Below are 21,061 nucleotides of genomic sequence, written 5' to 3'. Positions count from 1 at the left end.
AGTATAGCATAAAAATACGCTCAATTAAGTTTAAAGTTTTTATAAAAGGCTTATGCTAAAATAATTAGAATTAAGGAATAAAGAAAGGGTTTGATTGAAACGGGTGTTTTTGTGGCTTATTTTTGTATTAGCTTTCCACAAGCTTTTGGCCGAAAAAATAGGCGATATAGCGAGCGTGGTGGGCGTAAGGGATAACCAGCTGATTGGCTATGGGCTTGTGATTGGCCTAAATGGCACAGGGGATAAATCCGGCTCAAAATTCACCATGCAATCCATTTCTAACATGCTAGAGAGCGTGAATGTTAAAATTTCTGCAGATGATATTAAATCTAAAAATGTCGCTGCCGTGATGATTACAGCCTCTTTGCCCCCCTTTGCAAGACAGGGCGATAAAATTGATATTCACATTTCTTCTATTGGCGATGCGAAATCCATTCAAGGAGGGACTTTGGTGATGACCCCTTTAAATGCGGTAGATGGGAATATTTACGCCCTCGCTCAAGGGGCTATCGTTTCGGGTAATTCTAGTAACTTGCTCTCAGCCAATATCATCAATGGGGCGACTATTGAAAGGGAGGTTTCGTATGATTTGTTCCATAAAAACGCCATGACTTTAAGCCTGAAAAACCCCAATTTTAAAAACGCTATCCAAGTGCAAAACACTTTAAATAAGGTATTTGGCAATAAAGTAGCCATAGCACTAGATCCAAAAACCATTCAAATCACCCGCCCAGAGCGTCTTTCTATGGTGGAGTTTTTAGCCTTAGTGCAAGAAATCCCTATTAATTACAGCGCGAAAAATAAGATCATTGTAGATGAAAAATCAGGCACGATCGTTTCAGGAGTGGATATAATAGTGCATCCTATAGTGGTTACAAGCCAAGACATCACGCTTAAAATCACTAAAGAGCCTTTAAATGACTCTAAAAACACGCAGGATTTAGACAATAACATGTCTTTAGACACCGCTCACAACACGCTGAGCTCTAACGGGAAAAGCATCACCATTGTCGGGGTGGTAAAAGCCTTACAAAAAATTGGCGTGAGCGCTAAGGGGATGGTTTCAATCTTGCAGGCCCTAAAAAAAAGCGGTGCGATTAGCGCTGAAATGGAGATATTATGATAAACAACAATAAAGCCATGTTAGAGCAATACAATGTTTCTAAGTTAGCGAGCGAAGAGAAATTAAAAGCACTAGCTCAAACTAAAAACGACAAGCTCCTCAAAGAACAAACCGATTCTTTTGAAGCGTTGCTTTTAAAATTCATGCTAGATACTGCTATGAAAATGGATAACCCTTTGTATCCTAAAGCCCCAGGCGATGAGATTTACACATCCATGTATAAGGACACGCTTTCTAAAGAATTGAGCGGGAATTTTGGTTATAGCGAAATGCTGTTTAATTTCTTAAAAGAGCAGGAAAAACAAAAACCATGAAAAAATCCAAGCGCTTAAAACGCCCTTATTTAAAGCGTTCCCATTTGAAACGCTCTTATAAGGCTTCTTCTTTCAAGGGGTTGTTAAAAAAAGAGGATAATGTGATTTCATTAGAAAATTTTAAACCCAAAGAGAGCGAAGATTTATTAGAAAATTTTTCCAACAAAAAAGACATGCGAGAATTGCTAGGGCTTTTAAACCAATTTATTTTGCAAAGCTACAAGGTAGAAAAGGAATTTAAAGATTATAAAGCCCTTTATGAATGGGTCATAGAAATTTTACCGCAAGCCATTTGGGTGATGAATGAAAACGGGAGCTTTTTTTATAAAAATTCTTTAGCCAATCAAAGCCATGAGGTGTTCAATAAGGCTAAATTAGAAAATTTTAACACTGAAATTGAGCATGAAAATAAAAGCTATTTAGTCCAGCAAAACAGCATTCAAGGCAAGCAAATCATCACTGCAACCGATATTAGCGCTCAAAAACGCCAAGAGCGGCTCGCTTCTATGGGGAAAATCTCAGCGCATTTAGCCCATGAGATCAGAAACCCTGTAGGCTCTATCTCTCTTTTAGCTTCGGTGTTATTAAAGCATGCGAACGAAAAGACTAAGCCCATTGTTGTAGAATTGCAAAAAGCTTTATGGCGCGTGGAAAGAATCATTAAAGCCACCTTGCTTTTTTCTAAAGGCATTCAAGCCAACCGCACCAAGCAAAGTTTGAAAACGCTAGAGAGCGATCTCAAAGAAGCCCTAAATTGCTACACTTACTCTAAAGACATTGATTTTCTTTTTAATTTTAGCGATGAAGAAGGGTTTTTTGACTTTGATTTAATGGGGATTGTGTTGCAAAATTTCTTGTATAACGCTATTGATGCGATTGAAGCCTTAGAAGAGAGCGAACAGGGTCAAGTCAAAATTGAAGCGTTCATTCAAAATGAATTTATCGTCTTCACCATTATTGATAATGGCAAGGAAGTGGAAAACAAAAGCGCTTTATTTGAGCCTTTTGAAACCACCAAATTAAAGGGTAATGGCCTAGGGTTAGCTCTGTCTTTACAAGTCGTTAAAGCCCATGAAGGGAGCATTGCGCTGTTAGAAAATCAAGAAAAAACCTTTGAAATTAAGATTCTTAACGCTTCTTGAGTGATAATATCCCCCTTAAAAAATGAGTTTTACAAAAATGAGTTTTACTATAAAAAAATTTTAAAAAGATTAAAGAACATTAAATTGAATAGGGTTTATCAGTTTTTGACAAAAATAAGACAAAAAAATTTTTTCATTAACTCTTTTGGTGTAGGATAGCGATCAAGGTTTTTATGAAAGTAAAAGCCTAAAACATTTTATAAAAAAAAGGACTTTTGATGAAAACATTTGAAATTTTAAAACATTTGCAAGCGGATGCGATCGTGTTGTTTATGAAAGTGCATAACTTCCATTGGAATGTGAAAGGCACCGATTTTTTCAATGTGCATAAAGCCACTGAAGAAATTTATGAAGAATTTGCGGACATGTTTGATGATCTCGCTGAAAGGATCGCTCAATTAGGACACCACCCCTTAGTGACTTTATCTGAAGCGCTTAAACTCACTCGTGTTAAAGAAGAAACTAAAACGAGCTTCCACTCTAAAGACATCTTTAAAGAAATTCTAGGCGATTACAAACACCTAGAAAAAGAATTTAAAGAGCTTTCTAACACCGCTGAAAAAGAAGGCGATAAAGTCACCGTAACTTATGCGGACGATCAATTAGCCAAGTTGCAAAAATCCATTTGGATGCTAGAAGCCCATTTGGCTTAAGCTATCAAAAAGAAGCCCAGCATGAGAGATTACAGCGAGCTTGAAATTTTTGAGGGAAACCCCTTAGACAAGTGGAATGACATTATTTTTCATGCGAGTAAAAAGCTTTCTAAAAAAGAGCTAGAAAGGCTTTTAGAGCTTTTGGCTCTTTTAGAAACTTTTATAGAAAAAGAAGACTTGGAAGAAAAGTTTGAATCTTTCGCTAAAGCTTTAAGAATGGATGAAGAGTTGCAGCAGAAAATAGAAAGTAGAAAAACAGACATTGTGATCCAATCCATGGCGAATATTCTCAGCGGGAATGAATGAGCTTATCCGCTATGGCTTGATATTCCTCTTTTTTTTAGAAGCGTTTGGGCTTGATTATGGGATAGATAAAACGCTAGAATTAAAAAAAGATGAAGCGTTTAAAGCGATCATCAAAGACACTTCTAACGAACAAACCAAAGAAATTACGCTCTATTGGACGCTATATGCAAATAAAGGTTTAGTCATCAACATGCGTTTTAACCATTTCCCTTACCAGTTTATTTATACACCGATCATGCGAGAAACACCTATAATCTCAAAGTTTTTGAAGAAAAATTTTCTTCTAACAGCGCTCTGTCGCTTGTGTTTAAAGATTTTAAAGAAGATAAAGCCACTTTAAGGCTTTTAGCCCTTATGCCCCTTGTTTTTTCCCCTAAAGAGCCTTAAGGAATTTGCATGCAAGAAAAACAACTTCAAGCCATTCAAAATAAAATCGCTTCTTGGATCAAAGAAATAGAAAGCGGCTTTATCGATGCATTGTTTTCTAAGATTGGCCCTTCAAAAATGTTGCGCTCCAAACTCATGCTCGCTTTATTAGACGAAAAAACAGACGCTATTTTATTGGATAAAGCCTTCAATTTGTGCGCGATTGTAGAAATGATACAGACCGCTTCTTTATTGCATGATGATGTGATTGACAAAGCGACCATGCGCCGAAAACTCCCTAGCATTAACGCTCTTTTTGGGAATTTTAACGCCGTGATGCTTGGGGATGTGTTTTATTCTAAAGCCTTTTTTGAACTATCCAAAATGGGTGAATCCATCGCTCAAATCCTCTCTAATGCGGTTTTAAGGCTCTCTAGAGGCGAGATTGAAGACGTGTTTGTGGGGGAAAGTTTTAATAGCGACAAACAAAAATATTGGCGTATTTTAGAAGACAAGACCGCTCATTTCATAGAAGCGAGCTTAAAGAGCATGGCGATTCTTTTAAATAAAGACGCCAAAATGTATGCGGATTTTGGGTTGCATTTTGGCATGGCGTTTCAAATCATTGATGATTTATTAGACATCACTCAAGACGCCAAAACTCTAGGCAAGCCCAATTTTAGCGATTTTAAAGAGGGCAAAACCACTTTACCCTACTTGCTTTTATATGAAAAATTAAATCAGCATGAACAAGGGCTTTTAATTTCTTATTTTAAACAAGATAGTCATGAAATCATAGAATGGACTAAGGAAAAATTCAAGCAATATGCTATCATAGAAGAAACCCTTAAGATCGCTCAAGTTTATTCTAAAAAGGCCCTTGAAGCCATTAAAGGGGAGAACAATTTGATTTTAGAAAAACTAGCGCAAGATGTCATTTATAGGACTTTTTAATGGAGTTAGAAACTCATTTATCAAAATATTTTACCCTAGCCTTTACGCATAAAAGCATGAGCTTAGAAATGCGAGAAAAACTCGCTATCAATTCGAACGCAACGCTTAAAGAATTTTTACAAACCATTAAAACCCACTGCCCTAATATCAAAGAGTGCATGGTGCTATCCACATGCAATCGCTTTGAAATCTATGCGAGCCTAAAGCACGGCGCTAATACTAATGAACAAAAAAACGCGTTACTAAAAATTTTGGCTCAAAATAAAAAAATGAGCGTGTCTGATTTAGAAAAATGCGTTTTAATGAACACTGATGAAAGTGCCGTCCATCATGTCTTTAGCGTGTGCAGCAGTTTGGATAGCTTGGTGGTGGGGGAAACTCAAATCACAGGGCAGATGAAAAACGCCTATAAATTCGCTTTTGAAGAGAAATTTTGCTCTAAAGATTTAACCCGATTGCTCCATTTTGCTTTCAAATGCGCCGCTAAAGTGCGCAATTTAACCGGCATTTCCAAGCAAGGGGTCTCCATCTCTTCAGTGGCGGTCAAAGAAGCGCTTAATATTTTTGAAAAAGAAAGGATTAAGGATAAAAAAGCCCTCGTGATAGGGCTTGGCGAGATGGCTCAATTAGTCATCAAACACCTTTTAAACAAGCAATTTGAAGCGCTTATTTTAGGGCGTAATGTGGCTAAATTTGAAGATTTCATCAAAGAATTAGAAGAGCCTAAAAAAGTGAGCTTCCAAAATATAGAACATTTAAAAACTTATATCAATGAATACGCATTGCTTTTTTGTACCACTTCTTCGCCGAACTTTATCGTGCAAAATTCCATGTTAAAAGAAACGATTTTCAGGCGTTTTTGGTTTGATTTAGCCGTGCCACGAAATATTGAAAAGCCGGTATTTAATAATATTTTCTTATACAGCGTGGATGATTTAGAGCCTATGGTGAGGGAAAATGTGGGAAACAGGCAAGAGAGCAGAACGAAAGCTTATGAGATTGTAGGGCTTGCCACAATGGAATTTTACCAATGGATCCAAAGTTTAGAAGTAGAGCCTGTGATTAAGGATTTAAGGGAATTAGCTAGGATTTCAGCCCAAAAGGAATTGCAAAAGGCGCTCAAAAAACGCTATGTGCCTAAAGAATACGAAAGCAATATTGAAAAGATCTTGCACAACGCTTTCAACACTTTTTTACACCACCCCACCATCGCTTTAAAAAAGAACGCTCAAAAAGAAGAATCCGATGTGCTTGTGGGCGCGATTAAAAACTTGTTTAATTTAGACAAATCTAACGCTAGCCATGCCCAGAATTTGAATCTCTATAAATGCGAATATTACGAGGAATAATGCATGTTATTTTCAAAACTCTTTGCCCCCACCCTCAAAGAACCCCCTAAAGATGCCGTGTTAAAAAGCCATAAACACCTAGCTCAAGCAGGATACATCTATCAAGTAGGCAGCGGGATTTATAATTTTTTGCCTTTAGCTAAAAAAGTGCTAGACAAGATAGAAAACATCACGCACAAACGCATGCAAGAGCATGGGGCGCAAAATATTTTAATGAGTTTTGTGGTTTTGGCGAGTTTGTGGGAAAAATCAGGCCGTTTGGATAAATACGGCAAGGAATTATTGGTTTTTAAAGACCGAAAAGACAATGATTTTGTCTTAAGCCCCACTTTAGAAGAAAATATCACCGAAATTGCCTCTAATTTCATCAAAAGCTACAAGCAATTACCCGTGCATCTCTATCAAATCCACACGAAATTCCGTGATGAAATCCGCCCACGATTCGGGTTGGTGAGAGCTAGGGAATTTATCATGAAAGATGGTTATAGCTTTCATGAAGACGCTGAGAGCTTGGATAAGGAATTTTTAAACACGCAAAGCGCTTATAAAGAAATTTTAAGCGATTTGGGTTTGAATTTTCGCATCGTGGAAGCGGATAGCGGGGCGATTGGTGGGAGTAAAAGCAGGGAATTTGTCGTTTTAACAGAATGCGGGGAAGACACGATCGTGGTGTGTCAAAATTGCGATTATGCCGCCAACATTGAAATCGCTAAACGCTCTAAAAGGCCTGAGCCTTTAAATGTCCCAAAAGCGCAATTAGCGAAATTCCCCACCCCTAATACCACCAGCGCTCAAAGCGTGGCGGAATTTTTTAAAACAGAGCCTTATTTTGTTTTAAAAGCGCTTGTTAAAAAAGTGATCCACAAAGATAGAGAAACCCTAGCGTGCTTTTTTGTTAGGGGCGATGACAATTTAGAGGAAGTTAAAGCCCTAAACGCTTTGAACATTATAGGAGCGAACGCTTTAGAATTAAGAGAAGCCAGTCAAGAAGATTTAAACCACGCAGGGTTAATAGCGGGCTTTATAGGGCCTTATGGCTTGAAAAAGCATGTTTCTTACATTATTTTTGATGAAGATTTAAAAGAGAGTGATTGCTTGATCGTTGGGGCTAATGAAAAGGATTTTCATGCGGTGGGCGTGGATTTAAAAGGGTTTGAAAACCTTGTTTATGCGGATATTGTCCAGGTTAAAGAGAGCGATTGTTGCCCTAATTGTCAGGGATCGTTGAAATACCATAAGAGTTTGGAGGTGGGGCATATTTTCAAACTCGGGCAAGGCTATGCTAAAAGCTTGAAGGCTAGTTTCTTGGATAAGAATGGCAAAGAGCGGTTTTTTGAAATGGGGTGCTATGGGATAGGCATTAGCCGATTGCTCAGCGCGATTTTAGAGCAAAAAAGCGATGATCTAGGCTGTGTGTGGACGAAAAATACCGCTCCTTTTGATGTGGTGATCGTGGTTTCTAATTTGAAAGATGAAGCGCAAAAAAAACTCGCTTTTGAAGTGTATGAAAGGCTGCTCCAAAAGGGCGTTGATGCACTGTTAGATGACAGAGACGCTCGTTTTGGGGCGAAGATGAGGGATTTTGAATTGATTGGGGAACGATTAGCGCTCATTATTGGGAAGCAAACTTTAGAGAGCAAGGAATTTGAATGCGTCAAACGCGCTAATTTAGAAAAACAAACGATCAAAGACATAGAATTAGAAGAAAAAATTTTAGAAATGTTAGCGAGCGAATAAGGGGGAGTGAGTGGGAAATTTAGTGATTGGCTCTAGGGGGAGCGAATTAGCCTTGTGGCAAGCGAATCACATTAAAGAGCGCCTGAAAAAAGAATGCTCTATGGAAAGCGAGATTCAAATCGTTAAGACTAAAGGCGATAAAATCTTAGACACCCCTTTAAATAAGATCGGCGGTAAGGGGCTATTCACTAAGGAATTGGAAGAATTGCTTTTAAAAGGCGCAATTGATTTGGCGGTGCATTCTTTAAAAGATGTGCCGGTCGTGTTTGAAAAGGGGTTGGACTTGGCATGCATCACCAAAAGGGCTGATGTGAGGGACACTTTTTTGAGCGTGAAATTCCCTGATTTGATGAGCTTGCCTAAAGGAGCCAAGGTTGGCACGACTTCTTTAAGGCGCTCCATGCAGATCAAACTGAAACGCCAAGATCTAGACACAGAAAGCTTAAGGGGGAATGTCCAAACCCGTTTGAAAAAACTTGAGTGCGGTGAATTTGACGCTATCATTTTGGCTGAAGCCGGGTTGTGCCGCTTAAACGTTCAAGGGGCGAAATACCGCAAGGCTTTTAGCGTAAAAGAAATGATTCCTAGCATGGGTCAGGGGGCTTTAGGGGTGGAAATGCTCAAAAACCACAAGCATTTTATTACGCTCCAAAAACTCAACGATGAAGAAAGCGCGTTTTGCTGCCATTTAGAAAGGGAGTTTATTAAGGGGCTTAATGGAGGGTGTCAGATCCCTATTGGCGTGCATGCGAGTTTAATGGGCGATAGGGTTAAAATCCAGGCGGTTTTAGGCTTGCCCAATGGGAAAGAAGTCATCACTAAAGAAAAGCAAGGGGATAAAACTAAGGCGTTCGATTTAATTCAAGAGCTTTTAGAAGAATTTTTGCAAAGCGGGGCGAAAGAGATTTTAGAAAAGGCGCAGTTGTTTTAATGCGTTTGTTTATCGCGCTAGTTTTGTTCTTGTGGTGGTTAAGTTTGAACGCTAAGGAAGCGGATTTCATCTCTGATTTTGAATACGGGCTGGCTCTTTATAAAAACCCTAGGGGTGTTGCGTGCGCGAAATGCCATGGCATTAAAGGCGAACAACAAGAAATCACTTTTTATTATGAAAAAGGCGAAAAAAAAATCCTCTACGCCCCTAAAATCAACCATTTAGATTTTAAAACCTTTAAAGACGCCCTGAGTTTAGGCAAAGGCATGATGCCTAAATACAATCTCAATTTAGAAGAAATCCAAGCGATTTACCTTTATATCACCTCTTTAGGGCATAAAGAAGAACATAAGGATTCTCTTAAGCCTTAATCAAAGCGCTTGATTTATGCTAAAATGGAGCGTTGCATTTTTTGTTTTGATTAAAGAAAGGTTCTAAAAATCAGAATTTAAAAGAAGGTAAAAATGAGTGTCAAAATTTTAAAAATATTAGTTGGGGGGTTGCTTTTTTGGGGCTTGAACGCCCATTTATGGGGGAAACAAGACAATAGTTTTTTAGGGGTTGCTGAAAGAGCCTATAAAAGCGGGAACTATTCTAAAGCGGCATCTTATTTTAAAAAAGCATGCAACGATGGGGTGAGTGAAGGTTGCACGCAATTAGGAATCATTTATGAAAACGGGCAAGGCACTAGAATAGATTATAAAAAAGCCCTAGAATATTATAAAACCGCATGCCAGGCTGATGATAGGGAAGGGTGTTTTGGTTTAGGGGGGCTTTATGATGAGGGGTTAGGCACGACTCAAAATTATCAAGAGGCCATTGACGCTTATGCTAAGGCGTGCGTTTTAAAACACCCTGAGAGTTGCTACAATTTAGGCATTATTTATGATAGAAAAATCAAAGGCAATGCCGATCAAGCGGTTACCTACTACCAAAAAAGCTGTAATTTTGATATGGCTAAGGGGTGTTATGTTTTGGGCGTGGCTTATGAAAAAGGCTTTTTAGAAGTCAAACAAAGCAACCATAAAGCCGTCATCTATTATTTGAAAGCATGCCGATTAGATGATGGGCAGGCTTGCCGCGCGTTAGGGAGTTTGTTTGAAAATGGCGATGCAGGGCTTGATGAAGATTTTGAAGTGGCGTTTGATTATTTGCAAAAAGCTTGTGCTTTAAACAATTCTGGTGGTTGCGCGAGTTTAGGCTCTATGTATATGTTGGGCAGGTATGTCAAAAAAGATCCCCAAAAGGCTTTTGATTATTTCAAACAGGCATGCGATATGGGGAGCGCGGTGAGTTGCTCTAGGATGGGCTTTATGTATTCCCAAGGGGACACTGTTCCAAAAGACTTGAGAAAAGCCCTTGATAATTATGAAAGGGGTTGCGATATGGGCGATGAAGTGGGTTGCTTCGCTCTAGCGGGCATGTATTACAACATGAAAGATAAAGAAAACGCCATAATGATTTATGACAAGGGCTGTAAGCTGGGCATGAAACAAGCATGCGAAAACCTCACTAAACTTAGGGGGTATTGAAAAATTTAATCAATCCCCTAAATTATCATCGTGTTTGACTCAAAACTTTTCAAAGATTTGGCTCTGTTTTAAGAGCTAAAGCAGGAATCCCCCCTATTAACTTTTTAATCTTTAGTGTTTTTAGGGATTTGTCTATTTTCAAAAAGAAAACTTTTTGAATGTTTTTTGCGGTTATTTGGTTGTGTTTGTTAGCGTGTTTTTATAGTATAAATTTTTGTTAGGTTAGCTTGAAGTGGGTTTTAGGTTTAAAAGTTCTATAAAAATGTTTTAGCGTGTTTTTGCGCTATGGATAGATATGCGTTTGGTTGTGTTTTTCAATGGTTTTAATTTATGGCTTTGCGTGGTTATTATTATAAGCACGCTATAAATACGAATTACACAATAATAGAGCGGTATGCATGTGCTATAAAAAGACTTGATAAAAATAACGAAAAATAGTTAAATTTCAAGCGTTCTTTTAAAAATTGTTGTCAGATGAGACAGATAAAATGCTTTTAGTTTAAAGATAGAGTTTTAGGGGTTTGTTGGTTTAGTTATTCTTTAATTTTTTAAAAAACGGGGTTTTTAAAATTCATAAAAGGATAGGGGCATTTTGAAATCATTCCCCTACAACCCCCTTTTTTAAAATCCCCCTAATCCCCTAAGAGCGCGTTATGAGAAATTATCGCTCGCTTACGAAAGCTTTTTTATTTTGGTTGTCAAAACGCCCAAAGGCATTTTTTAGATTTCATAACCAATATCCAAAACAGAGCTAATATTTTAAAACCCTATAAAGACCAGTAGATCGCTCCAAAGAACACGATACTCCCTATCAAAACGCTTATAAACATGCGTTTAGTGTCCTTAAAAGCCACCATTAAAAACGCGCTCAAGTAAAACAGCAATAAAAACACGCAAAAAATCCCCAAAAGCACCTTAAACACAACGCCCACCTTAGCCTTATGCAGCATGATGAGCGCGCCTAAAAAGCCCCTTTCAATGGTTTTGATTTTTGTTTGATCGCCTTTAGTTTCAAGGTTGATTTCATACAAAGGCGTGCCAATAACCAACGCTCCCCTATACTCTCTAGGCTCTATCTTTTTAGGCATAGCGATATGGTTTTCTTTTATAAAGTCTTTTAAAAAATCCAGCCGCTCTTCTTTTTTTAAAGATTTTTCTAAAATCCACTCTTTGATGTTAGCGCCAGTGTCTTGGCGCACCCCAAAGAGCAATGAAAGCCCGCTAATCGCAAAAAGAAGCACCAAAGGGAAGAAAAAAGTGGTCGCATAGATGTGAAAATAACGCATCATTGTGGTCATTATTGCAACATGTGGCTCACGAATTTAGAAAAATTATCCAAGATCAACCCCCCTTTTCTAAACCCTAGCGCGCAAGATTCATAAGCAAAAAACACATTAGGCTGATAATACAACCCGTTATGCGAATTGAGCTCGTAAAACTCTTGATAAACGGGCTTGTGGTTAGAATAAACGCCGTCCGTTTTCAAAAGCGATTGCATGGAAGCTTCAAAGATTTCACTATTCGCCCCTTCCCTACCAAAAGCTACTTTTTTGATTTGCTTTTTATGGGCTAAAGGCTCATAACTCGTTTCTAACAATAAGGGGTGGTTGGGGTATCTGTCCCATAAAAGTTTTAAAAAACGCTTGGATTGGAAAAGGATCGTATAAGCCGGGTTTAAAAAAATCGTGTTTTTATTTTCCATCATGCCTTGCATCAAAAGGGCTAATTCTGGCTCATCAATGGCGATATTTTCCCATGGGATTAACTTGAATAAAAACTCATAATTCAAGCCGTTTTTAAACACGCCCTCTTCTACATTAAATTCCACCTCATCAATGTAAGAAAAATCCGTTTCAAACCCCACGCTCTGAGCAGCATCTTGCAAAAAACGCATGGTGCGCTCTTCTTCAATATTCCCCCTAACGCTTGAAAAAAGGATTTTCCACCCCTCATACAACTCTTCAAAACGGCTCGTGTCTTCGCCTAAAGTTACCATGCGTTTAAAATTCTCGCCAAGCGCTTCATAAAGGTTATTGAATTGCTTGTTTTCATCATAGCCATTCGCTTTGAGTAACGCCCATTGAATCACTGCGGTTTCATAGAGCATGGTGGGGGTATCAGCGTTAAATTCCAGTAATTTAATGGGCTTGCCATCAAGCCCCCCGGCTAAATCAAAACGCCCGTAAATATGCCAATGCACTTCTTCTTCAAAACTCTGTTTGATCATAGGAATGAGCGCGTTAGGAATATCCAATTCAAAAAAGCGATCGTTTTCAATGGCCTCTTCAGCCGTCTCTACAAACATGTCATAAAGCTCATTACAAGCGTCATAATAAGCGTCCGCTTCTTTTTGAGAAACAACCACCATTTCATCAGCGATATAAGATGACATGTCGTCATTCGTGTGCCAATCTAAGCCGATTTCTTCTAAGGTCTTATTGTCTAAAGGTTTTAAAGGAATCACTTGCATTTTTTAGCCTTGAATCAATTAAATTATGAGTTAAAGCCCCTTGTCCCAGAGCTTACCGCCGGCGAGCTAGTAGGCCTACTAGAGCCAAAAAACCCGCTCTGTCCCTTACTCGCCCCACCCATGCTTGAAGCGCTAGGCGTGCTTTTAGAAAAGGAATTTTGAGAGCGTTGGTAAGCTTGTGGGGATTTATAAGTCCGTTGGGCGTTTTGCTGGTAATTAGGGTTATTGAAAAGCTTGTTGCCAATATAACTCCCTAAAATCGCCCCCGCCGCGCTCCCTAAAATCGCACTCCCCAAGCCAAAGCCTGAGCTTTCATTACTCCCACCCCCATTATTAGGCTGGATAAGCTTGCTCGTGCCGTTATCAATTTTGGCTTCTTCTTCTTTGATGAGCTTTTGAATCTCTTCATTGCTGAGCACTCGTTCATTGCCTTGCAAATCGCGCACTATAATGTGGGTTCTTGAGCTAGGGTATTCTTCAACAACCTTGTAAGATTTATCCTTTTGCTCTTCTAAAATCACAAACGCGCCTTTTTGAACGCTTTGGCTCAAAGAGCTTTGCTCTTTGGGTTTGTCATCGGCATTGCTCTTACACCCCACAATGCTCACCATCACTAACGCGCTCAAGCCACCCACGATCGCATAATCAGAAATCTTTCTGTAGGGTTTTTTCATGAGAGTAACCTTATATCATGCCTTATAATGGTATAAGAAAGGCACGCCCTTAATCACGCCAGATTCAAAAATCTTTTTCGTAACATTTTCCACTTTAGTGCGTAAATCTTCAGGCTCTTTTTGGGCGTTAATATCGTATTGGGTGGAATAAATCTTTTCAAGGATAGAGATTTTATCTTCCACGCTCGCTCCCCTAGCCCTAGCTTTCGCCATTTCTTCTTGGATCAAAGCCGCTTTTTTAGCCGAATTGACCCCAAGCCACCCCACTACAACCATTCTCACGGTGTTTTCTTTTAAGTGATCCCTGAGTTTGGTGAGCTCTTTTTGGCAATGCGGGCACATGGGATCAGAAACAATATAAAGGATCTTGTCCTTATTTTCAGCGTTAGTAGAGGGCAACTCTATCGCATAATCAGCCGGTATTTCATTAAAAATAGCGTTCAATTTCGCGCTGTTTTGCTGGGTGGCGTTAAGGGCTTGGATTTTTTGATTGGTTTCTGCAACTAATTTCACATCATCGCTTTTATTGCTAAAGAATATGTTGCTAAGCCCTATGACTAAATTGCCATCCTTACTCACCACAAGCGGGATATTGTATTTAGTGTCCGGATCTTCAATGACGACCATTTTTAAATCCTGGCTGGATTTTAAAGGTTTGATTTCTAAAATACGCACCTTTTTATTGGTTTGTTTTTCAATCACGCTCACTAAATTATCCTGCATCCGTTTGTCATTAGCTGAAACTGAATGTTTAGGGGCTGCCCCTAAGCCTACAAGAAGTAACGCACTCAACACACTCGCTCTTAATATCATTAAAACTCCTAAAGTTCAATAGCCTAAATCCCTACAACAAAAGGAATAAGCTTTTAATGGGTATAATACCATAAAAATCCCCTATTTTCATAAGGCTTAAAAAGGTTTAAAGATGATCATCATTCCTGCTAGATTAAAATCCAGTCGTTTTGAAAATAAAGTGCTAGAAGATATTTTTGGCTTGCCTATGGTAGTGCGTTGCGCTAAAAATGCAAATCTGGTAGATGAATGCGTGGTCGCTTGCGATGATGAAAGCATCATGCAAACATGCCAAAAATTCCACATTAAAGCGGTGCTAACCTCCAAACACCATAATAGCGGCACAGAACGCTGTTTGGAAGCGGTGCAAATTTTAGGGTTAAAAAACGATGAAAGGGTTTTAAATTTGCAAGGCGATGAGCCTTTTTTAGAAAAAGAAGTCATTTTAGCGTTATTAGAAGCCACTAAAAACGCCCCTTTCATGGCGACTTGCGCTAAAGTCATTGATGAAGAGCAAGCCAAAAGCCCTAATTTAGTCAAGGTGGTTTTAGATAGCCAAAATAACGCCTTGTATTTTTCGCGCTCCCTTATCCCTTTTTTACGAGACGCTGGTATGAAACGCCAAACCCCCCTTTTAGGGCATATCGGTATTTATGGCTTCCACAATAAAGAAATGTTAGAAGAATTGTGTGCTTTAAAACCTTGCGTTTTAGAGGAATTAGAAAAATTAGAGCAATTAAGGGCTTTGTATTATCAAAAAAAGATTGCAGTAAAAATCGTTCAAAGCCAAAGCGTGGGCATTGACACCAAAGAGGATTTGCAAAACGCTTTGAAAATTTTTAGCCCCAATCTCCTTTGAGCGCTAAAATTCACTCAAAGCATTTTTCACCATCAAAAACCTCTTTTTAAATCCAAAAAAAAAGCAAAATTTCTTAATTTTTGCTCAATTTTATTAAAAATTCAATAAATTTAATGGCATAATTTAAGCTAATTGTAAATAAAGTTTCAATTTGATACGATTTTGCAAATAAAACATTACTTTAAGGAACATTTTATGAAAAAAACGATTTTACTTTCTCTTATGGCGTCATCGCTCCTTGCTGAAGATGACGGCGTTTTTATGAGCGTGGGCTATCAAATCGGCGAAGCGGTTCAACAAGTGAAAAACACCGGCGAAATCCAAAAAGTCTCCAACGCTTACGAAAATTTAAACAATCTTTTAACCCGCTATAACGAGCTCAAACAAACGGCCTCTAACACCGATTCAAGCACCGCTCAAGCGATTGACAATCTAAAAGAGAGCGCTAGCAGATTAAAAACGACCCCTAATAGCGCCAAAGAAGCCGTGTCTTCAGCGCTCAGCTCTGCGGTAGCCATGTGGCAAGTGATAGCCTCTAATTTAGCCAACAACTCGCTACCCACTAGTGAATACGAAAAAATCAATACGATTTCTCAATCGCTCCAAAATACCCTAGAGAATAAAAACAATGATCTCACGATTGTAAATGACTATGAATATCTTTTAGGGCAAGCTAGCACCATTATTAGCACCCTTCAAAGCCAATGCCCAAGCATAGACGGGGGCAATGGCACACCATGGGGCATTAATGCAAGCGGGAACGCATGCAATATTTTTGGCAACACATTTAGTGCCATCACTAGCATGATTGATAGCGCTAAAAAAGCCGCCGAGCAATCTCGAAGAACTGACCCAGAAAATCCAAACCAACCAAACGCATTTACCAACGCTGATTTCAATAAAAACCTTAATGAAGTATCAAGCGTTATTAATGATACGATCTCTTATCTCAAAGGGGACAATTTAGCAACCATCTATAACACCCTTCAAAAAACGCCCGATTCTAAAGGGTTTCAAAGTTTGGTGAGCAGATCTAGCTATAGTTATTCTCTCAACGAAACCCAATATTCTGAATTCCAAACTACCACCAAAGAGTTTGGCCATAACCCCTTTAGAAGCGTGGGATTAATCAACTCTCAAAGCAATAACGGGGCGATGAATGGCGTGGGCGTGCAATTAGGCTATAAGCAATTCTTTGGGAAAAATAAATTTTTTGGGATCCGGTATTATGGCTTTTTTGATTACAACTATGCGTATATCAAATCCAACTTTTTTAACTCCGCTTCCAATGTTTTCACCTATGGCGCGGGCAGTGATCTTTTATTGAATTTCATCAATGGCGGATCCGATAAAAACCGCAAAGTCTCTTTTGGTATTTTTGGGGGCATCGCTCTAGCGGGAACGACATGGCTTAATAACCAATCGGCGAATTTAAAAATCACCAATAGCGCCTACAGCGCCAAAATCAACAACACCAATTTCCAATTCTTATTCAACACCGGCTTAAGGCTTCAAGGGATCCATCATGGCGTTGAATTAGGCGTGAAAATCCCCACCATCAACACGAATTACTATTCTTTCATGGGCGCTAAATTAGCCTATAGAAGACTTTATAGCGTGTATTTCAATTATGTTTTGGCTTATTGATATTGAATCAGTTCTCATTACTAATGAGGACAAAGCCAATTTTTTGGCTCTCAATGAATAACGGCGTCATTTTACTTGACTTTTTACAAAAAACACACTAAAATTTCTTTTTATTTTTGAGCGAAATTCCAGATTAGCTCAGCGGTAGAGTAGGCGGCTGTTAACCGCTTGGTCGTAGGTTCGAATCCTACATCTGGAGCCATACTTTTAACTCATCTTTTTCTTTTTTATAGTAAAACTTCATGCAATCCCTTTTGATTTGATCCATAACGCATTGACTAAAACCCCCACCACAACCCCTATCGCTAAATTATGCGTGTATAAAACCACCGCCACGACTAAAAGCATGTTGAGCGTGTCATAGAGCTTGATTTTTTTAATGTTCATAATGGATTGGAAATTAAAAGTGGTGAAAGAAATCATCACCATCACCGCCACAACCGCTACAATGGGGATCTTAACCACATATTCATTAAACACTAATATTAGCACCATTAAAGAAAAGCCGGCAAAAAAAGTAGAAAGCCTTGTTTTGGCCCCGGATTTTGCGTTAATGATAGACTGCCCCACTAAAGCGCACCCTGTCATTCCCCCTAAAAGCCCTGAAATGATATTCCCCAAGCCTTGCGCTTTAGTTTCTTTGTTTTTATCGCTCACGCCGTCTTTTAAAATCACGTCTAAAGTTTTAGCGGTCAATAAACTTTCTATCGTGCCTACTAGCGCTAAAGAAAGAGCGTAAGGCAACAATTCTATAACGATTTTAAAATCCAAATTTTTGGGGATAATAATGAAATGAAAGCCTGAAACCCCTTGCTCAATGCTCCCTAAATTCGGCGCATGCACATCAAAAATTAAAGCGATCGCGCTCACTGCAAGGATACAAATCAGATTAGAGGGGATTTTTTTAGTGATTAAAGGGAAGAGATAAATGATGAGTATCCCAATAGCGAGCAAAATAAACACCCCCAAATTTTGGTTTTGAAGGAATTTGAATTGCTCCATTAAAAGCAAAATGCCTAGCGCGTTCACAAAGCCATACATCACCGATTGGGGGATAAACCTCAAAAGATTCCCTATTTTCAAATAGCCTAAAAGAATTTGCAATATTCCTGCCATAAGAGTCGCCACGCCCGCGTATTCAAGCCCATAATTTTTAACCACGCCCACTAAAATGAGCGCCACTGAGCCGGCCGCTGCACTAATCATCGCCTTTCTAGCCCCAAAAAAAGACAAAACAAAAGCCATATAAAAGGTCGTATAAAACGCCACGCCCACATCTAAACCCACCATGATCGCAAAGCCAGCGGTCTCTGGGATCACAGAAAGCCCCACCACAAAACCAGACAACAAATCTTTTTGAATGTTGCTCAACCATTCTTTTTGTATCTTTTCAAACATGCCGCTCTTTTCAATTCAAATCGCTTTCATTATAACCAAAGGTTTAAAAACCAATTTCAAATAACCCCCTAAAAGCGCTTTTAATAAAACTCTCGCTCGCCTAAAACCAAGCTCTGTGATATTTTATTGTAAAAAATACTTAAAATTGTTTTTTTTTTTTTTCAAAATATAAATTTTAAGCTAAAAATAAGCATTTCGTGGTAAAATACCGGATCTTTATAGAACATGGCTATCAAATGTGGGATCAACAAAAGGACAAAAAGGACAAAAGGAAAAGAAAGGAAAAAAACATGAAAAAGAAAATGAAAAAAACCCTTTTAACTCTCTCTCTCGCTCTTACTACACCGCTCTTAAACGCTGAAGATGACGGATTTTATATGAGTGTGGGCTATCAAATCGGTGAAGCGGTTCAAAAAGTGAAAAACACTGGAGCATTGCAAAATCTTGCAGACAGATACGATAACTTAAGCAACCTTTTAAACCAATACAATTACTTAAATTCCTTAGTCAATCTAGCCAGCACGCCCAGTGCGATCACCGGTGCGATTAATAATTTAAGCTCAAGCGCGATCAACCTCACTAGCACTACCACCACTTCTCCGGCCTATCAAGCTGTGGCTTTAGCGCTCAATGCGGCTGTGGGCATGTGGCAAGTCATAGCCCTTTTTATTGGCTGCGGCCCTGGCCCTACCAATAATCAAAGCTACCAATCGTTTGGTAACACACCAGCCCTTAATGGGACAACCACCACTTGCAATCAAGCGTATGGGACAGGCCCCAATGGCATCCTATCCATTGATGAATACCAAAAACTCAACCAAGCTTATCAAATTATCCAAACCGCTTTAAACCAAAACCAAGGAGGCGGAATGCCTGCCTTGAACGACACCACCAAAACAGGGGTAGTCAACATACAACAAACCAATTATAAAACCACTACACAAAACAATATCATAGAGCATTATTATACAGAGAATGGGAAAGAGATCCCAACCTCTTATTCAGGCGGAGCATCATTCTCGCCTACAATACAATTGAAATACAATAATAACGCTGAATACCTTTTGCAACAAGCCGCTACTATCATGCAAGTCCTTATTACTCAAAAGCCGCATGTGCAAACGAGCAATGGCGGTAAAGCGTGGGGGTTGAGTTCTACGCCTGGGAATGTGATGGATATTTTTGGCCCTTCTTTTAACGCAATTAATGAGATGATCAAAAACGCTCAAACAGCCCTAGCAAAAACCCAACAGCTTAACGCTAATGAAAACGCCCAAATCACGCAACCAGACAATTTCAACCCCTACACTTCTCAAGACAAAGGGTTTGCTCAAGAAATGCTCAATAGAGCGAACGCTCAAGCAGAGATTTTAAATTTAGCTAAGCAAGTAGCGAACAATTTCCACAGCATTCAAGGGCCTATTCAAGGGGATTTAGAACAATGTAAAGCAGGATCGGCTGGCGTGATCACTAATAACACTTGGGGTTCAGGTTGCGCGTTTGTGAAAGAAACTCTCAATTCCTTAGAGCAACACACCGCTTATTATGGCAACCAGGTCAATCAAGATAGGGCTTTGGCTCAAACCATTTTGAATTTTAAAGAAGCCCTTAACACCCTGAATAAAGACTCAAAAGCGATTAATAGCGGTATCTCTAGCTTGCCTAACGCTAAATCTCTTCAAAACATGACGCATTCCACTCAAAACCCTAATTCCCCAGAAGGTTTGCTCACTTATTCTTTGGATTCAAACAAATACAACCAGCTCCAAGCCACCACGCAAGAATTAGGCAAAAACCCTTTCAGGCGCTTTGGCATGATTAGTTCTCAAACCAATAACGGCGCGATGAATGGGATCGGCGTGCAAATGGGTTACAAACAATTCTTTGGCAAAAAAAGGAATTGGGGGTTAAGGTATTACGGCTTTTTTGACTATAACCATGCGTTCATCAAATCCAGCTTTTTCAACTCCGCTTCTGATGTTTGGACTTATGGGGTGGGAATGGATGCGCTTTATAACTTCATTAACGATAAAAACACCAACTTTTTAGGCAAGAATAACAAGCTCTCCGTGGGGCTTTTTGGTGGCTTTGCGTTAGCTGGGACTTCATGGCTTAATTCTGAATTTGTGAATTTGAATGTGGTGGGTAATATTTATAGCGCTAAAATGAATGTGGCAAATTTCCAATTTTTATTCAATTTAGGCTTGAGAATGAACCTCGCTAGAGCAAAGAAAAAAGACAGCGATCATGCCGTGCAGCATGGCGTGGAATTGGGCGTGAAAATCCCCACCATTAACACGGATTATTATTCTTTCATGGGCGCTGAACTCAAATACAGAAGGCTCTATAGCGTGTATTTGAATTATGTTTTTGCTTATTAAACTCTCTTTAAAAAAGGGGGCTTGTTTAAAAACGCTTAAAAGCATTTTTAAAATTAAGCAGTAAAGAGTTTGGATAATTTCTTGCAACCGCTCTTAAGCGATAAAATTAAAGTAATCAAAACCCTATTTTTGTAATCAGTGAAGTGCCCAACCGCTAAAGACGATTGGGCTTCCTAGGCTGATGTTGCCCATAGGGAGAGTTTGGTTCTCACTCTGTGTCCCTATAGTAGGGATTTTACAGAGTTTGAGCTCCAACGCATTCCCTATAGGTCTCACACATCATATCTCCAAAGGCGTAACTTTGTGCACTTCCTGCGCTAGATACGAATGTATGGGGATATGATACCATGAATTGGTAGCATTCATCCCAACCGCTAAAGACGACTGGGATTTCTGCTAAGGAGTATTAAAGAAAATTTTTTAAAGATTATCA

Annotated in this window: 19 protein-coding genes, 1 tRNA gene and 1 pseudogene; 16 read left to right on the top strand and 5 right to left on the bottom strand. The window is 39.1% G+C overall.

Translation table 11 applies throughout. From position 1 onward, the window contains the following. The first annotated feature begins 94 nt into the window (after positions 1-94). The 12 genes and pseudogenes from D2C72_00515 to hcpE all read left to right on the top strand — a co-directional run bounded on the left by D2C72_00515 (position 95) and on the right by hcpE (position 10,407). Positions 95-1,123 (top strand): flagellar basal body P-ring protein FlgI, encoded by a 1,029-nt coding sequence (locus D2C72_00515; GenBank protein ID QEF42967.1) that lies wholly within the window; start codon positions 95-97, stop codon positions 1,121-1,123. After that, positions 1,120-1,437: a hypothetical protein gene (locus tag D2C72_00510; protein QEF42966.1), complete on the top strand. Its 318-nt coding sequence runs from the start codon at positions 1,120-1,122 to the stop codon at positions 1,435-1,437. The genes D2C72_00515 and D2C72_00510 overlap by 4 nt, the downstream gene beginning before the upstream one ends. After that, positions 1,434-2,579, top strand: coding sequence for a GHKL domain-containing protein (locus tag D2C72_00505; protein QEF42965.1), 1,146 nt, complete (start codon positions 1,434-1,436; stop codon positions 2,577-2,579). Before D2C72_00510 ends, D2C72_00505 begins: the two co-directional genes overlap by 4 nt. Positions 2,580-2,797: 218 nt before the next feature. Continuing rightward, positions 2,798-3,232, top strand: coding sequence for a DNA starvation/stationary phase protection protein (locus D2C72_00500; protein ID QEF42964.1), 435 nt, complete (start codon positions 2,798-2,800; stop codon positions 3,230-3,232). 21 nt (positions 3,233-3,253) lie between these two features. Further along, positions 3,254-3,538 carry a DUF2018 family protein gene (locus D2C72_00495; protein QEF42963.1) on the top strand — a complete coding sequence of 95 codons (285 nt, stop codon included), beginning with the start codon at positions 3,254-3,256 and terminating at the stop codon, positions 3,536-3,538. Beyond that, positions 3,531-3,925 (top strand): annotated as a pseudogene (locus D2C72_00490) (hypothetical protein). The gene D2C72_00495 and the pseudogene D2C72_00490 overlap by 8 nt, the downstream one beginning before the upstream one ends. Positions 3,926-3,934: 9 nt before the next feature. Continuing rightward, on the top strand, positions 3,935-4,858 hold the full coding sequence (locus D2C72_00485; GenBank protein QEF42962.1) for a polyprenyl synthetase family protein: 924 nt from the start codon (positions 3,935-3,937) through the stop codon (positions 4,856-4,858). Further along, positions 4,858-6,207, top strand: coding sequence for a glutamyl-tRNA reductase (locus D2C72_00480; protein QEF42961.1), 1,350 nt, complete (start codon positions 4,858-4,860; stop codon positions 6,205-6,207). The genes D2C72_00485 and D2C72_00480 overlap by 1 nt, the downstream gene beginning before the upstream one ends. Before the next feature lie 3 nt (positions 6,208-6,210). Continuing rightward, complete coding sequence (gene proS / locus D2C72_00475; protein QEF42960.1) at positions 6,211-7,944, top strand: proline--tRNA ligase; 1,734 nt, start codon at positions 6,211-6,213, stop codon at positions 7,942-7,944. Between the two features lie 10 nt (positions 7,945-7,954). Beyond that, positions 7,955-8,875, top strand: a complete 921-nt coding sequence (gene hemC / locus D2C72_00470; GenBank protein ID QEF42959.1) for a hydroxymethylbilane synthase — start codon at positions 7,955-7,957, stop codon at positions 8,873-8,875. Then, complete coding sequence (locus tag D2C72_00465; protein QEF42958.1) at positions 8,875-9,246, top strand: cytochrome c; 372 nt, start codon at positions 8,875-8,877, stop codon at positions 9,244-9,246. Before hemC ends, D2C72_00465 begins: the two co-directional genes overlap by 1 nt. A 93-nt stretch (positions 9,247-9,339) precedes the next feature. After that, positions 9,340-10,407: a Sel1-like repeat protein HcpE gene (gene hcpE / locus D2C72_00460; GenBank protein ID QEF42957.1), complete on the top strand. Its 1,068-nt coding sequence runs from the start codon at positions 9,340-9,342 to the stop codon at positions 10,405-10,407. Between the two features lie 767 nt (positions 10,408-11,174). Here hcpE and D2C72_00455 read toward each other — a convergent pair. From D2C72_00455 to D2C72_00440, 4 genes are read right to left on the bottom strand one after another with little or no spacing between them, the layout of a single operon-like run. After that, positions 11,175-11,705, bottom strand: a complete 531-nt coding sequence (locus D2C72_00455) for a hypothetical protein (protein ID QEF42956.1) — start codon at positions 11,703-11,705, stop codon at positions 11,175-11,177. Then, the gene (locus D2C72_00450; GenBank protein ID QEF42955.1) at positions 11,705-12,877 is read right to left on the bottom strand and encodes a glutathionylspermidine synthase preATP-grasp family protein; all 1,173 of its coding nucleotides are present in this window, start codon (positions 12,875-12,877) and stop codon (positions 11,705-11,707) included. Before D2C72_00450 ends, D2C72_00455 begins: the two co-directional genes overlap by 1 nt. Positions 12,878-12,900: 23 nt before the next feature. Further along, on the bottom strand, positions 12,901-13,551 hold the full coding sequence (locus D2C72_00445) for a hypothetical protein (protein ID QEF42954.1): 651 nt from the start codon (positions 13,549-13,551) through the stop codon (positions 12,901-12,903). Between the two features lie 15 nt (positions 13,552-13,566). Then, on the bottom strand, positions 13,567-14,364 hold the full coding sequence (locus tag D2C72_00440; protein ID QEF42953.1) for a DsbA family protein: 798 nt from the start codon (positions 14,362-14,364) through the stop codon (positions 13,567-13,569). A 112-nt stretch (positions 14,365-14,476) separates the two neighbouring features. Here D2C72_00440 and kdsB point away from each other — a divergent pair, with 112 nt between their 5' ends. The 3 genes from kdsB (at position 14,477) to D2C72_00425 (ending at position 17,051) form a co-directional block, all read left to right on the top strand. Then, entirely contained in the window at positions 14,477-15,202 is a 726-nt protein-coding gene (kdsB, locus tag D2C72_00435) for a 3-deoxy-manno-octulosonate cytidylyltransferase (protein QEF42952.1), read from the top strand. 195 nt (positions 15,203-15,397) lie between these two features. Continuing rightward, positions 15,398-16,849 (top strand): outer membrane protein, encoded by a 1,452-nt coding sequence (locus D2C72_00430; GenBank protein ID QEF42951.1) that lies wholly within the window; start codon positions 15,398-15,400, stop codon positions 16,847-16,849. A gap of 127 nt (positions 16,850-16,976) precedes the next feature. After that, a tRNA-Asn gene (locus tag D2C72_00425) sits at positions 16,977-17,051 on the top strand. A 38-nt stretch (positions 17,052-17,089) separates the two neighbouring features. Here the strand turns inward: D2C72_00425 and D2C72_00420 are convergent. Next, entirely contained in the window at positions 17,090-18,262 is a 1,173-nt protein-coding gene (locus D2C72_00420) for a SulP family inorganic anion transporter (protein ID QEF42950.1), read from the bottom strand. A gap of 287 nt (positions 18,263-18,549) precedes the next feature. Here D2C72_00420 and D2C72_00415 point away from each other — a divergent pair, with 287 nt between their 5' ends. After that, on the top strand, positions 18,550-20,628 hold the full coding sequence (locus D2C72_00415) for an outer membrane protein (GenBank protein QEF44144.1): 2,079 nt from the start codon (positions 18,550-18,552) through the stop codon (positions 20,626-20,628). Positions 20,629-21,061 lie beyond the last annotated feature (433 nt).

Source organism: Helicobacter pylori, assembly GCA_008032955.1.
Taxonomy (GTDB): Bacteria; Campylobacterota; Campylobacteria; order Campylobacterales; family Helicobacteraceae; genus Helicobacter; species Helicobacter pylori_DC.
This window is presented reverse-complemented; position numbering and strand designations above follow the sequence as displayed.